We start from the raw sequence: 14,434 nt of genomic DNA, 5'->3' as shown, positions 1-14,434 counted from the left end.
CATAAAATATCAATGCGTGCAAAATCAACATCGAACTAGATTAGATTGACTTCTGAGCTCGCTGCGAAAACTGGATCGGATCGCTTATTTCACGTTTTCGCGCCGAATTGAGAACTTAAACGGAAAACATCGCGTCTCGGATCGGGAATTAGTCAAGCCCTGAATCGACCGCCATCCCGCTCGTGCAGGGGTAACCCATCGAATGTCGCGGCCTAAGCACGCGCACGCTACCCCCATTGGCAGACACCCGGCTGAGGGAGGCCGCGCGGACGTTCAAGGCGGTACGGTTCGGTCTCGATGCGGCGCGCGGGGACCCCGGTCCCGACGGCGACGGTTCGGGCTTTTCACCGGCGAACGGAGTCAGGCCGCGTTTGAGGCGGATGCGGTCAACAGTGGTGCCGCGCCGCCGACCGAACTCTCAAGGAGATGGCTCCGACGACGGACGGGGTCGTCGAACGACCCAAGGCTCGACGGACGTCCCTACTTGCCGCATCCGCGTCCGCTACAGGGACGGATCGACGAGGGGTTAAACGGATCGAGACAAGGGTCGAGCCGGGACTCGGCGCTTGGCGTATGAACCTTCCCCTAGGCATGGGCGGGCAGCACCCCACCGAACGCCACCCCGGTATTCGCTCCAGCGATCGGCCGCTCCAGCTTTTTCGGAACGGCTCGCATGAATGCACCGCTGGCGCCAGCCACTCATGCGAGCGGCGTGCGGTGCCATCCGTTGATGCAGCGCCGTCAAAGCCGCCAGAGCGGCACGAATTCCGATCGATAGGATGAGCGATCGAACCCCCAGACCGGATCCAGCATCTTACCAAGCGCCTCACGGGCCAGCATGATGATTCGTGTGCGGACATCGGCCGGCAGATCGCTTTGATCGAGGGTGGTCAAGCAAGTGTAGAGGCACGCGCGGTATTGGCCCGTGTTGTAGGCCGCGATCACATACTCGTCTCGAATGCCGTAACTGTACATCCAGGATTGCAGGAACAGCGCCTCGCTCGGCATACGGAGGTTGAGGCCGGCCTCGGCGTAGCGCAGGGCGTCCACGTGCCGACCCTTTTGTCGACAGTATCGACTCGCGGCGTAGCGAACCTCCACCCGCTCCGGGCGAGTCGAAATGGCCCGGTCATAGACGGCTAGCACCCGCTCGACCGCATCGCCCAGCGCCTCCATCTGAAGGCCTGCTCCAAAGAGACTGATATAAATCTCTTCTTCCCAGTACCCGAGATCGGCGCGCCGGAGGTATAGATCGCAGGCCTTACGCGCTTCGCCGCAGTCGCGGTAACTCTGCGCCAGATAGTAAGTGTATCGTGCGATCAGGAACGGATCTTTTTCCTCGGCCAAAGCCCTCTCGAGGGCTTCCGCGTCACGCCGATAGGTCGTTGCGTCGCGATGACGCGCTCCATCAATGCCACGACGCATCGCCAAGGGTAGCGGCGCTCTCCAAGACGGCTGTTCGCACTCGAGATACTCGTGAACTACACCCCGGTAATACCAATTGAAAGTGCTGCGGATCAGTTGCACGCGACTATAACGCATGCATTCATCCACAATCGTGAATTCGTATCCAGGCGCATTCAGCTTCGGCAACATGAAACCGGCCGGGATCAGCAACTCATCGTCGGCGTCGATGATCAGCGCGTAGCTTCCATGGGCGCGCGCCAGCCTCAGCGCCTCGTTGCGATTATGGGCAAAATCGACCCACGGCCTCTCCAGGAGCGTCCCGGGGATGCCGGCCAAGGCGGTTCGAATGATATCCTGCGTGCCGTCGGTTGATCCCGTATCGACGACAACCCAATGGTCGATTATGGGACGAACAGAATCGAGGCAACGGCGAACGACCGGCGCCTCATTCTTGACGATCATCGATAGGCAGATGGTCTGGCCGAATTTGTTCATACCGCAAAGCCTTCGCGATGCGCACATCAGACGCGATTTTTGTTGCTGCTCCGTCCTTAGCGCAGGGAAATCACGATTTCAAAGTCATGCCTGGTCCGATGTCGAACTTTGATTTGCATTATTGTTGATTAATTCGTCAAATTCGTGCCATGAATAATTCAAGTTCACGGCCAATAACAGATTTTTTCATTCAAAGATGGGGTCAAAGAAAATTAAATCCGATTTTGCTGGTCGGAATGCTCGCACTCTAGCGTCGTCCTGTGCGCGATTCCAAATGTTGCCGGCTGCGGAATCGAACCGCCTCGGGCCTGTGGTGTCCGCCGAATGCGAAGGATGAGCTTGATCGATTCGAAGAGGCGATTTTCTCCAGCTTGTGATGCTGGCCCGGGCCACCGCACGTTATCTGATCTGAACGGACCCTCCCGGCGTTCGGCGCGGAGAGAGCAAGAATGGAAGAGGCTGGAGCAACCGCGGCGCGCTTCGCGCAGCTTGAAGCGGACAATGCGCGTCTGCGCCGCCTCTTGGACGAGGCCGGGACGCCGGATGGCCTGCGCCACGGTCTGCGCGACACCTTGGCCATGCTGCGCGCGGTCCTGCGCCTGTCGGCCGAGACGGCCGAGAGCGTCGAGGGCTACGCGACCCATCTCGAAGGCCGGCTCGACGCCATCGCACGGGCTCGGGTCTCAGCGGATCGCTTCGGCGAGGTCAGCCTGCACACGCTGATCTCCGACGAGCTGATGGTACATCTCATCCGCGAAGGCGAGCAGGCCGCGATCGATGGCCCGACGGTTCGCCTCAGGCCGAAGCCCGCGCAGTTGATCGCGCTCGCGGTGCATGAACTCTGCAGCAACGCGGTGGAGCACGGCGCCTTCGGTCTGTCGGAAGGCGCTGTCGACGTCGCCTGGGGCGTCACCAGGGAGAGCGCCGACGCCGCCGATGCCCTGATGCTGGTCTGGAAGGAGCGGGGAGGCTCGCTCGTCACCCCACCGACGCGCCGCGGGTTCGGCATGCAGGTCCTCACGGAGATGCTGAGCTACGAACTCGGCGGCGCCGTCGCCCTCGCTTTCGAGGCTGACGGCCTGCGCTGCACCCTCCGCTGCCCCCTTGTTCCGCGGATCGGGCGACTGTTCGAAGCGCTGTCCGGCGACGGAACCGTCGACCCGGATTGAACTGGTACCGGGCGCCGCCCCGATCGCCTCACCCGAAGGCCCGCGAGAGTTCGCGGACCTGACAGGTCGCCCGGTCCGCGCGGACGCTCGCCTGCGCGATCGTGTCCATACCGGCCGAGATCGCGGAGATGCCGTGCGCCGCGGTCTGCATGCTCCCCGACATCTCCCGGGTCACCGCGGATTGCTCTTCCACCGCCGCCGCGATGGTGGAGGATACGGCGCTGAGGGTCCGGATCGTGCCGTGGATAACGTCGATGGCGTCCACGGCCTCGCGGGTCGCCGACTGGGTCGACGCGATCTGGCTGCGGATCTGGTCCGTCGCCCGGCCGGTCTGCGCCGCCAAGGTCTTCACCTCGGTGGCCACCACCGCGAAGCCGCGGCCGGCCTCTCCGGCGCGGGCGGCCTCGATGGTGGCGTTGAGGGCCAGCAGGTTCGTCTGGGCGGCGATGCCCGCGATGAGGCCGAGAACGTCTCCGATCTGCGTGGCCTGCGCGCTGAGGCCGGTCACGATCTCACCTGTGCGCTGCGCCTGCTCCACCGCCCGGCCGGCAATCCCGGCCGCGTGACTCACCTGCTGACTGATCTCGTCCACCGAGACGGAGAGCTGCTCCGCGCCGGTGGCGACGGACCGGATCTCGTCCGACACGCGGACCACGCGCTGGGCCGCTTCGTTGGTCTGCCGCGTGACATCCGCCACGGCGTCGCCGATGGCATCCAGATCATCGCCGATGGCGCGTTGCGCCGCGGCCCGGCGCTGCCGCTCATGGAACTGAGCGGTGATGTCGGTGGCGAACTTGACGACCCGGACCGGCTTCCCGTCCGCGTCGGTGATCGGATTGTAGGTCGCCTGGATCCAGACTTGACGGCCGTCCTTGCCGGTCCGCTCGAACTCTCCGGATTGAAACTCGCCGCGGGCGAGCGCAGCCCAGAATTGCCGGTAGGCTTCGCTGGCGCGCTCGGCCTCGCTGACGAACAGGCCGTGGTGGCGCCCGACGATCTCCTCCAGCCGATAGCCCACGGCCGCCAGGAAATTGGGATTGGCGTTCACGATGGTGCCGTCGAGCGAGAAGGCGATCACCGCCTGCGAGCGGTGCAGGGCGCCGATCTGTCCTTCGAGATCGAGGGTGCGCAGCTTCTGCGCCGTCACGTCGGTGGCGAACTTGACGATCTTGACCGGCTGACCCGCCGCATCGAGCACCGGATTGTAKGAGGCCTGAATCCAGATCTCGCGTCCGTCCTTGGCGAGGCGCTTGTATTCGGCGGACTGGAAGGTGCCGCGGCGAAGACTCTCCCAGAACTGGCGATAAGCCTCGGTCTCTCGCGTGGCCGGCTCCACGAACAGGCTGTGGTGACGGCCCAGGATCTCGTCCCGCGCGTAACCCATGGTCACGAGAAAATTCTCGTTGGCGTCAAGGATCGTACCGTCGAGGGCAAATTCGATCGTGGCGAGGGACCGGCTCAATGCAGCGAGCTTGGCTGTCTCATCCCTTCGACGCAGGCGCCTCTCGAACATCGGTCCCTCCGCAGATCTGCACCGCGGCGCGACAGAAGCGCACACTTTCACGGCCGGATCAGGTTTTTTCCGAAGTTCCGCGCTTCACAGCGACAAGGACTTCGTCAGGCATCTGTCGACACCCATGATGATTGACGTGTTTCGTAGACAGCCGAAGTTTCACCGAAGTTAAGAGTGGCTATTATGATGCGGTCAGATACTTACGGTTGTCCGGGGAATTTTTCCGACAACGCAACGGCTCGCGCAGAGATTGCATCGCGGCGTATCGGGTTCAATATTTCTCGCCGTCGGCTTCAGCGGCAGGTTGCGTTCAGCGGAGACACGACCGTCGGGCACGATCCTGGAGTTGCATAAACCATTCGGTAACCGCCGATGGGCCTTCGGTTTCGGCCCGAGCCCTGTCCGCCGCCGCGATCGCAGAACCCACCCGCATCGACGGTTCGATCGAGACCGCGCGTCACCCGATCCGGCCGATCGTCGCCTCGATGCGGCCGGAGGGCTCGTCCGTCGGCAGGAAAACGGTGCCGGGATTATCGATGCCGAACGGCGAGAGGTCGATCGGCAGGTAATGCTTGTTGGGCATGACGAAGCTGATCTGGGCGAGTTCAGGAACGGCAGCGAGGGCGGCCTCGCCCATTCGGTACATGCTGTCCTGCACCCCGCGACTGTAGGTCGTGCCGAACACCGTCAGCAGCGTCGCGAGGATGCGGGCATTGGCGTCGCTGTAATCGGCGGGCGCCGTCGACCACGTCCAGGTCGCATCCATGCTCGTCGCCGCGATGCGATCGGTCGTGTCCGGCAGTGTCCGGTATCGGTCGGCCACGAAGCCAGACCAGCCCGACTGCGTGGTCTTCATGAAGGTGTAGCCGCGCAGGCCGGAGCGCAGCGTGGACCCGGTGCGATCGGCGGCCAGCGCCACGAAGCCGGAGCCGTTTCCATCCCGGGTGAAGGTATGCCCGTGCGGCGCACCGATGAGGCCGTGGCGCAACCAGCGGATCTCGTCGCCCTCGATCGCGACCGACTCGACCTGCGGGTAGGTATCGAGAAGCACCCGGGCGATCGCCGCGACGAAACCCTCCGCATCGAGGGCAAGGCTCCCGGCGGCCGTCACGTTGACGATGTTCCTGATGCTGTCCGTGGCGATGCAGGTCCGGTTGTCGCCGTCCGTCCAGGCCGCGTCGAAGCGCCCGGTCAACATGACCGACAGGGTCATTTCGCGCGGCGTGTGGTGATCGCCGTCGCGGGCGAGGCGCATCACCCGGACCCGTTCCTTGCCGTAACGCGATGCCGTCAGGGTCATGAGGGTCTCCAGCTGGTCAAAGCCGGCACGTCTCGACGCGCCTGACCGATCCTAGGGCCACGCGGTTCGAGGCTCCAACCGCGGCCGCATCGCAGCGGCTTGACCGGGACCTCTCATCGGCAGGCATAGTGCGTCGCCGGACCGAACCGGCTTCGGGCTGACGAGCGGGCATGGACCTCAACACCATCGAGACCGTTCTCAGACCCCGCAGTCGGATCGAACTCCCCGCCTGGAGGGATGGCGATGCCTGCCTGGCAGGCGGCACGTGGCTGTTCTCCGAGCCGCAGGTCGGCCTACGGCGCCTCGTGGATCTCGGGACGCTGAACTGGCCGCCGCACGCGATTGACGCGGGCGGCCTGACACTCGCGGCAACGTGCACCATTGCGCAGCTCGACCGGTTGGAACTGCCGTCCGACTGGAGCGCCGCGCCGCTGGTCGGGCAATGCTGCCGCGCCCTGCTCGGCTCGTTCAAGATCTGGAACGTGGCCACGGTCGGCGGCAACCTCTGCCTTGCCCTGCCGGCCGGTCCGATGATCGCCCTCGCGACCGCCCTCGAAGCCACCCTTACGATCTGGTCGCCCCACGGGGCCGAGCGGGCCATATCCGTCCCCGACTTCGTGGTGGGTCCGCAGCAAACCGCCCTGGGACCGGGCGACATCCTGCGGAGCCTGTCGATACCGGTTGCGGCCTTGGTGCGCCGCACGGCCTTCCGCCGCATCAGCCTCAGCCCGAACGGCCGCTCCGGTGCGCTCCTGATCGGGACGCGGGCCTCCGACGGCGCCTTCGCGCTGACCGTCACCGCCTCCGTCCGGCGCCCGGTCCGCCTCGCCTTCGACGCGCTGCCCACCGGACGAGCGCTGGTGCAGGCGATCGACGATGCGATCCCGGAGGCGCTCTACCACGACGACGTCCACGGCCGCCCCGACTGGCGGCGCCACGTGACCCGGCAGTTCGCCGAGGAGATCCGCGGGACGCTCGACGCGGAGCCGGGAGCCGCGTCATGAGACTCACCGTCAACGGCAGCGCGCACGAGGCTGCGGCCAGGGCCGGTCAGTGCCTGCGGACCTATCTGCGCGAGGCCGGCTGGTTCGGCGTCAAGAAGGGTTGCGATGCCGGCGATTGCGGAGCCTGCACGGTGCATCTCGACGGCGAGCCGGTACACAGCTGCCTGATCCCGGCGTTCCGCGCCGAGGGACGCAGCGTGACCACGATCGAAGGCCTCGCGGGTCCCTGCCAGCAGCACGACGGCGAGCCCGCAGCGTTTCATCCGGTGCAGGCGGCCTTCCTGGCCGCGCAGGGCTTCCAGTGCGGCTTCTGCACGCCGGGCATGATCATGACGGCCGCCGCCCTCGACCAGGGACAGCGGCAGGATCTCGGCACGGCCCTCAAGGGCAACCTCTGCCGCTGCACCGGCTATCGCGCCGTCCGGGATGCCATCGGCGGCACGCATGCGGTCGACGAGAGCTCCGGGGGCGATCCGGTGGGGCGCAACCTCGCAGCGCCGGCCGCCGGGCCCGTCGTCTCGGGACGCGCCCGCTACACCCTCGACGGGCCGTTCGCCGACGCGCTCCATCTCAAGGTCCTGCGTTCGCCCCATGCCCATGCCCGCATCGTGGCGATCGACACCGCGGCGGCCCGCGCCGTGCCGGGCGTCGTGGCTGTGCTGACCCACGCGGACGCGCCGCCGCGCCGGTTCTCCACGGCCCGTCACGAGGATCCGCGGGACGACGCGGCCGATACGCGCGTGCTCGACCCGATCCTCCGCTTCGTCGGCCAGCGGGTCGCCGCGGTGGTTGCCGAGACCGAAGCGGCCGCGGAGGCCGGCTGTCGGGCTTTGACGGTGACCTATGAGGTCCGCCCGGCGCTTCTCGATCCGGATCTGGCCCTGTTGCCCGAAGCGCCCCGGGTTCACGATCCCCGCGATGGCCCCGGAGAGGGCGCGCCGCCCCGCGACCGCCACCCGAACCTTGCCGCCGAGGTGCACGGAGCCGTCGGCGACGTGGAGGCGGGCTTCGCAGCGGCGGACTTCGTCTACGACGAGACGTTCCAGTCGCAGCGCCTCCAGCACGCCGCCATGGAGACCCATGCCAGCATCGGCTGGCGCGCCGATGACGGGCGCCTGACGATCCGGACGAGCAGCCAAGTCCCGTTCCTCACCCGCGACGCCCTGTGCGACCTGTTCGGCCTTGAGCGCGACGCCGTGCGCGTGGTCTGCGGCCGGGTCGGCGGCGGCTTCGGAGGCAAGCAGGAGATGCTGACCGAGGATCTCGTCGCCCTGGCCGTCCTGCGCACCGGGCGTCCGGTGCGCTGGGAACTGACCCGTCGGGAACAGTTCGCGGCAACGACCACGCGTCACCCGATGCGGGTGGCCGTGAAGGTCGGTGCCAAACGGGACGGGACGCTCACGGCGATCAGCCTCGACGTCCTTTCGGATACCGGCGCCTACGGCAACCACGCGGGCGGCGTGATCCATCACGGCTGCAACGAGGTGCTGGCCGCCTATGTCTGCCCGAACAAGCGGGTGGACGGCCGCGCGGTCTACACCCACACGGTCCCGGCCGGCGCCTTCCGCGGCTACGGTCTGAGCCAGACGATCTTCGCTCTCGAATCGGCCCTCGACGAGGTCGCCCGCGGGCTCGGGCTCGACCCGTTCGCCCTGCGCCGCCGCAACGCCGTCAAGCCCGGCGACGCGATGGTGTCGAACAGTCTTGAGCCGCACGACGTGGTCTTCGGCAGTTACGGTCTGGATCAGTGCTTGACCCTCGTGGAGGCGGCGCTGCGGGCCGATCCGGGGCTCGAGCCGGAACCGGGCTGGCGCGTCGGGACAGGCATGGCGATGGCGATGATCGACACGATCCCGCCCCGCGGCCACCACGCCGAGGCGCGGGTGAGCCTGGACGTCGACGGGCGCTACACCGTTCGGGTCGGCACGGCGGAATTCGGCAACGGCACCAGCACGGTGCATCGGCAGATCGCGGCCTCGGCGCTCGGTGCCACGCCCGATCGGGTTCGCATCGCAGACGCGGACACCGACGCGGTCGGCCACGATACCGGCGCCTACGGCAGCACCGGCACCGTGGTGGCGGGTCTCGCGACGCTCCGGGCGGCCGAGGCGCTCGCGGCCCGGATCCGTGCGCGGGCGGCGGAGATCTCGGGCGCAGCCCCGGATCCCTGCCGCCTCGCCGCCGACGCCGTCGACGTGCCGGACGGCTCTGTGGCGCTGACCGCGATCGGCCCGCTGGAGGCGCGCGGCCGTGCCGACGGCAGCCCGCGCTCGGTGGCGTTCAACGTTCACGCCTTCCGGGTGGCGGTCGACCCGACGAGCGGGGTTGTGCGCATCCTGAGGAGCGTCCACGCCGCCGATGCCGGACGGGTGATCAACCCGATGCAATGCCGTGGCCAGGTGGAGGGCGGCGTCGCACAGGCGATCGGGGCCGCGCTCTACGAGGACGTCCGCATCGCCGCGAACGGCAGCGTCGGCACGCAGACCTTCCGCGACTACCACATCCCCGCCTGCGCCGACGTGCCGGACACCGAGGTTCTGTTCGCCGACACCCACGACAGCGTCGGCCCACTCGGCGCCAAGTCGATGAGTGAATCGCCCTTCAACCCGGTCGCGGCGGCGCTCGGCAACGCCATCCGCGACGCGACCGGCGCGCGCCTGACGGCCACGCCCTTCGCGGCGGACAGGATCTACCGGGCCGTGGGCATTGAGCGCAGCGGGCCGCCGTCATGGACATGAAGCGGGTTGCGGCTCTGCGCGGCCCAGGCCCGTCCGGCTTCCTCGAGCGCACCTTTCGCCTGGCCGAGCACGGCACCACCGTACGCACCGAAATCCTGGCGGGACTGACCACCTTTCTGACGATGGCCTACATCGTCTTCGTCAACCCGAGCATCCTGGCGGACGCCGGCATGCCCCGTGGCGCGGTGTTCGTGGCGACCTGCCTCGTGGCGGCGCTGGGCTCGCTGATCATGGCGCTCTACGCCAATTACCCGATCGCCCTCGCGCCCGGGATGGGGCTCAACGCCTACTTCACCTACGTGGTCGTCCAGGGACTGGGCTTCACATGGCAAGCCGCCCTCGGCGCGGTGTTCATCTCAGGCCTGTGCTTCCTGGTTGTCACCCTCACCGGCCTGCGCGCGCTCATCGTCGACGGGATCCCGCACTCGATGCGCATCGCCATCACGGTGGGAATCGGCCTGTTCCTGGCGATCATCGCCCTCAAGAACGCCGGCCTCGTCGCGGCGAGCCCGGCAACCTTCGTGACCCTCGGCGATCTGCACAAGCCCGCAACCGTGCTGGCGGTGATCGGCTTCCTGATGGTCGCCGCCCTCTCAGCCCGGAAGGTGCGGGCGGCGCTCCTCGCCAGCATCCTGACCGTCACGGCACTGAGCTTCGTGTGCGCGGACAATACCTTCCAGGGGATCGTATCCCTGCCGCCCTCGATCGCCCCGACACTGTTCGCCCTCGACCTCCCGGGCGCCCTCTCGGCGGGCCTGCTCAACGTGATCCTCGTGCTGTTCCTGGTCGAGCTGTTCGACGCCACCGGCACGTTGATGGGGGTGGCGAGCCGTGCCGGCCTCCTGACAGACGGCCGGATGCGCCGCCTCGACCGGGCGCTGATGGCCGATTCCGTCTCGGTCTTCGCGGGATCGCTCCTGGGCACGTCGAGCACCACCGCATACCTCGAGAGTGCCTCCGGCGTGGAGGAGGGGGGCCGCACCGGCCTCACGGCCGCCACCGTGGCGGTGCTGTTCCTTGCCTGCTTGTTCTTTGCACCCTTGGCCGCCGCGGTCCCGCCCTACGCCACGGCGCCGGCCCTGTTCTACGTGGCCTGCCTAATGCTCCGCGAACTGGTGGCGCTCGACTGGGACGATCTCACCGAAGTCGTTCCGGCCTGCGTAACGGCGCTGCTCATGCCCTTCACCTACTCGATCGCCACCGGCGTCTCCTGCGGGTTCATCACGTACGCGGCACTAAAGCTGCTCGCGGGCCGCGCCCGGGAGGTGAAGCCGATCGTCTGGGTGATCGCCGCGATCTTCCTGTTCCGGTTCGTCGCGACGGGCGGCGCGCATTGACGGCCGGAACGGCGTGCAGGGCCGCTCACGACCGGTGGCCGCGGCGCGCGCAGCCCCGCGTGACACGACGCCCCGTCGCCGACGTTCAGGACCCTGGGGTTCGCATCGCGAGCCTCATGCGGCTGTCACCTCCAGCGTGCCTCCGGCCGGAACGGGCAGGCTGACGGTGAAACAAGCCCCGCTCCGGTCTGGGCGGTTCCCGGCCGTGACGGTGCCGCCCATCGCCTCGACGAAACCGCGCGAGATGGCGAGGCCCAGACCGGTGCCGGCCCGGACGCGGTCGCCCTTCCGCACGCGGTAGAACTTGTCGAAGACCCGCTCGACATCCGCCTCCGGCAGGCCCTCGCCCTCGTCGAGGATCGCGATCAGGATCCGGTCGCCTTGGCGGCGCGCCCGCACGGTCACGGTGGAGCCTTCGGGGGCGTATTTGGCGGCGTTGTCGAGGAGGTTGACCAGAACCTGCTCGAACAGGACCGGATCGAGGGCCAGCGGCGGCAGGTCCGCGGCCACCTCCACGACGACCCGATGCTCAGACATGACCTTCTGTGTGCGTCGCAGGGCGGTGTCGACGGTCTCGGCGACGTCCTGCGCGGAGAGGTTCGGCGCCACCGCACCGGCCTCGAGGCGCGTCATGTCGAGGAGGTTGGCGATGAACCTGTTGAGTCGCTCCGATTCGTCGATGATCGTGGCCAGGAGTTCCGCCTTGGCTTCGGGCGGCAGCGCCGCGTCGAGGTCGCGCAGCGTGCTGGCCGCACCCAGGACCGAGGCGAGGGGCGTGCGCAGGTCGTGACTGATCGAGGTGAGCAGCGCCTGACGCAGGCGGTCGGTCTCCGCGGCGCGCTCGGCGCGGTCGAGATCCTCCACCAGCCGCACCCGCTCGATCGCAAGGGCGCCCATGTCGGCCAGGGCGTCGAGCAGGCGCCGGCCCTCGGGTGTCAGGATCGGCCCAGAGCCGTCCACATCGAGGCCGATCACGCCGATCGTGCCACGCCCGGTCCGCATCGGCAGGAACAGGCGCTTGGCGCCTGGCAACGTGTCGGCGCCGCGCCCGGCCGGCCTGTCTTTGTCGAAGGCCCACTGCGCGGCCGCCACGTCGGCGGCGTCCAGCCGGTCCTCCGGCGGGTAGCCGGCCATCACGGAGACCGCCTCGCCATCGGGCAGGAGGAGGACGACGCGGACCTTCAGCATCGCCGCGACCTGGGCGCTGGTGGCCCAGAGCACGTCGTCGAGGCTGCCGCAGGCGGCGAGCTTCCGTGAGAAGCCGAACAGACGCTCCGTCGCCCGGGCGCGTCCCTGGCTGATGACGGCGACCCCCCGGGCGCGCGAGGCCAGGTTGGAGACCAAAACGGCCACCAGGGTGAAGAGGAGGAATGCGGCGACGTTCGTCGGGTCCGCGATCGTGAGCGTGTAGACCGGCGGCAGAAAGAAGAAGTTGTAGGCGAGCGAGGCCGCGACCACGGCGGCGAGGGCTGGTCCCCGGCCCCATCGGACCGCCACCGCCACGATGGCGGTGAGCAGGAACAGATCGGCGTTCTCGACGCCGGCATAGGGCTCGGCCAGGAGCGCAGTCCCGAGTCCGGCGCCGATTGCGGCAATCGCGATCCCGTAGGGCAGCGCCTCGAATCCCGGGCGCGGGATCGCCGTCGTCACGGCGCGGCGCGGCGCCTGCTCGTCGGGGACCGCCTCGCCGGGGACCACGTGCACGCTGATGTTGCCGCTGCGGCGAACGAGGTCGTGCACCACGGACCCGTTCAGGAGTTCGAACAGCCACGAGCGGTTCGCCTTGCCCACCACGATATGGTTCACGTTGGCCGACCGGGCATAGTCGATCACGTCGTCGGCGACGCGCCGGCCGCCCGGCAGGGTCACCGCGTCGCCCCCAAGACGGTCGGCGAGCCGTAGCGCCTCGGCGATCCGGTCGCGCTCCGTCTCGCTGCGAAACGGTGCACGCGGCCCCTCGATCGAGAGGGCGGTCCACGGCGCGTGCAGGCGATCGGCGAGCCGCTTGGCGTAGCGCACCAAGCCGGACGAGCGCGGATCCTCGTTCACGCAGACCAGGACGCGCTCCCCGGCCGCCCAGGGTCCGGCGATGGCGTTGGCCCGCATGTGGCCGAGCAACTCGTCGTCGACCCGGTCTGCCGTCCGCCGGAGCGCCAGTTCCCGGAGGGCGGTCAGGTTTCCGCGGGAGAAGTAGTGCTTCAGCGCCCGCTCGGCATTGGTCGGGACATAGACCTTCCCGTCCTTCAGGCGCTGGATCAGGTCGTCCGGATTGAGGTCGACCACCTCGATGTCGTCGGCCCGGTCGAGCATCCCGTCCGGCACGGTCTCGCGGACCCGGATGCGGGTGATCGCGGCGACGACGTCGTTGAGGCTCTCCACATGCTGGATGTTCAACGTCGTGAGGACGTCGATGCCGGCGTCGAGCAGCTCCTCGACATCTTGATAGCGCTTGGGGTGCCGCGACCCGGGCGCGTTCGTGTGGGCGAATTCGTCGACGAGCGCCAGGGCCGGGCGGCGGGCGAGGAGCGCGTCGAGATCCATCTCCTCCAGGACCGTGCCATGGTATGGCACGGGGCGGCGCGCGATCACCTCGAACCCGTCGAGGAGGGCCTCGGTCTCGGCCCGCCCATGGGTCTCGACGACGCCCACGACGACGTCGGTCCCGACCTTCAGCCGGGCACGGCCGACGGTGAGCATCTCGTAGGTCTTGCCGACGCCCGGGGCTGCGCCGAGGAACACCTTGAGCCGGCCGCGCGTCCGTTCCTCCCGGCGCGCCGCCTCGAGGAGCGCCTCGGGCGAGGGACGAGTGGGGTCGCGACCGGTCTCCGGCATGGTCCCTCTACATGGACGCCGCTCAGGGGCGGGCGAGGGCGTCGAGGGCGAGGTTGAGCGTCTGGACGTTGACGCGTGGCTCACCCAGGATGCCCAGCATGCGGCCCTCGATACGCGAGGTTACGAGGTCGCGCAGCTTCGCCTCCGGGATCTTGCGGTTTTCGGCGACCCGGGGAACCTGGAAGTAGGCGGCCTCCGGCGAGATGTCCGGGTCCAGACCCGAGCCGCTCGCCGTGACGAGATCGACCGGGACGGGCGCCCCCCCATTCTCGGCCTTCAGCGCGACGAGGTCGCCCTTCACGCGCTCGGCGAGTGCCGCGCTGGTCGGGCCGAGATTCGAGCCCGAAGAGTTCGACGCGTTATAGGGCGCCGGTACCGTCTTGGCGGCGTCGGCAGGATCCGGGGCCGTCGTCGCGGAGGGCCGGCCGTGGAAGTAGCCGGCGCCAGTGAAGGTCTGGCCGATCAGGCTGGAGCCGATGACCGTGCCGTCGCGCTCGATCAGGCTGCCGGCGGCCTTGGCGGGGAAGATGGCGCCGGCGAGACCGGTGATGGCGAGGGGATAGGCGAGGCCGGTGATCGCCGTGAGCGCGGTGAGCAGGACCAGGGCGGGGCGAAGCTGTTTCAGCATGGCGGGTCTCC

9 protein-coding genes are annotated in these 14,434 nt (G+C 68.2%); 4 read left to right on the top strand and 5 right to left on the bottom strand.

Going from position 1 to position 14,434, the window contains the following annotated elements; all coding sequences use genetic code 11:
- Nucleotides 1-741: 741 nt before the first annotated feature.
- Nucleotides 742-1,902, bottom strand: a complete 1,161-nt coding sequence (locus ACXJKQ_RS05220) for a glycosyltransferase (protein WP_457104700.1) — start codon at nucleotides 1,900-1,902, stop codon at nucleotides 742-744.
- Nucleotides 1,903-2,351: 449 nt separating this feature from the next.
- Here ACXJKQ_RS05220 and ACXJKQ_RS05215 point away from each other — a divergent pair, with 449 nt between their 5' ends.
- The gene (locus ACXJKQ_RS05215) at nucleotides 2,352-3,071 is read left to right on the top strand and encodes an HWE histidine kinase domain-containing protein (protein WP_457104699.1); all 720 of its coding nucleotides are present in this window, start codon (nucleotides 2,352-2,354) and stop codon (nucleotides 3,069-3,071) included.
- A 28-nt stretch (nucleotides 3,072-3,099) separates the two neighbouring features.
- Here ACXJKQ_RS05215 and ACXJKQ_RS05210 read toward each other — a convergent pair whose 3' ends face one another.
- Together ACXJKQ_RS05210 and pucL are read right to left on the bottom strand one after the other, a co-directional pair.
- Nucleotides 3,100-4,584, bottom strand: a complete 1,485-nt coding sequence (locus ACXJKQ_RS05210) for a methyl-accepting chemotaxis protein (RefSeq protein WP_457104698.1) — start codon at nucleotides 4,582-4,584, stop codon at nucleotides 3,100-3,102.
- Between the two features lie 457 nt (nucleotides 4,585-5,041).
- Nucleotides 5,042-5,884: a factor-independent urate hydroxylase gene (pucL, locus tag ACXJKQ_RS05205; RefSeq protein WP_457104697.1), complete on the bottom strand. Its 843-nt coding sequence runs from the start codon at nucleotides 5,882-5,884 to the stop codon at nucleotides 5,042-5,044.
- A gap of 170 nt (nucleotides 5,885-6,054) precedes the next feature.
- Here pucL and ACXJKQ_RS05200 point away from each other — a divergent pair, with 170 nt between their 5' ends.
- From ACXJKQ_RS05200 to ACXJKQ_RS05190, 3 genes are read left to right on the top strand one after another with little or no spacing between them, the layout of a single operon-like run.
- Complete coding sequence (locus ACXJKQ_RS05200; protein ID WP_457104696.1) at nucleotides 6,055-6,888, top strand: FAD binding domain-containing protein; 834 nt, start codon at nucleotides 6,055-6,057, stop codon at nucleotides 6,886-6,888.
- Nucleotides 6,885-9,626 (top strand): molybdopterin-dependent oxidoreductase, encoded by a 2,742-nt coding sequence (locus ACXJKQ_RS05195; RefSeq protein WP_457104695.1) that lies wholly within the window; start codon nucleotides 6,885-6,887, stop codon nucleotides 9,624-9,626. Before ACXJKQ_RS05200 ends, ACXJKQ_RS05195 begins: the two co-directional genes overlap by 4 nt.
- Nucleotides 9,617-10,963, top strand: coding sequence for an NCS2 family permease (locus tag ACXJKQ_RS05190; protein ID WP_457104694.1), 1,347 nt, complete (start codon nucleotides 9,617-9,619; stop codon nucleotides 10,961-10,963). Before ACXJKQ_RS05195 ends, ACXJKQ_RS05190 begins: the two co-directional genes overlap by 10 nt.
- A 114-nt stretch (nucleotides 10,964-11,077) precedes the next feature.
- Here the strand turns inward: ACXJKQ_RS05190 and ACXJKQ_RS05185 are convergent, their stop codons facing one another.
- Nucleotides 11,078-13,795 carry an ATP-binding protein gene (locus ACXJKQ_RS05185; protein WP_457104693.1) on the bottom strand — a complete coding sequence of 906 codons (2,718 nt, stop codon included), beginning with the start codon at nucleotides 13,793-13,795 and terminating at the stop codon, nucleotides 11,078-11,080.
- A 22-nt stretch (nucleotides 13,796-13,817) separates the two neighbouring features.
- The gene (locus tag ACXJKQ_RS05180) at nucleotides 13,818-14,423 is read right to left on the bottom strand and encodes a K(+)-transporting ATPase subunit C (protein ID WP_457104692.1); all 606 of its coding nucleotides are present in this window, start codon (nucleotides 14,421-14,423) and stop codon (nucleotides 13,818-13,820) included.
- Nucleotides 14,424-14,434: the final 11 nt, after the last annotated feature.

The organism is Methylobacterium sp. P5_C11 (assembly GCF_054049775.1).
Note: the sequence above shows the minus strand (reverse complement) of the source record. Positions and strands in the feature narration are given on the sequence as shown.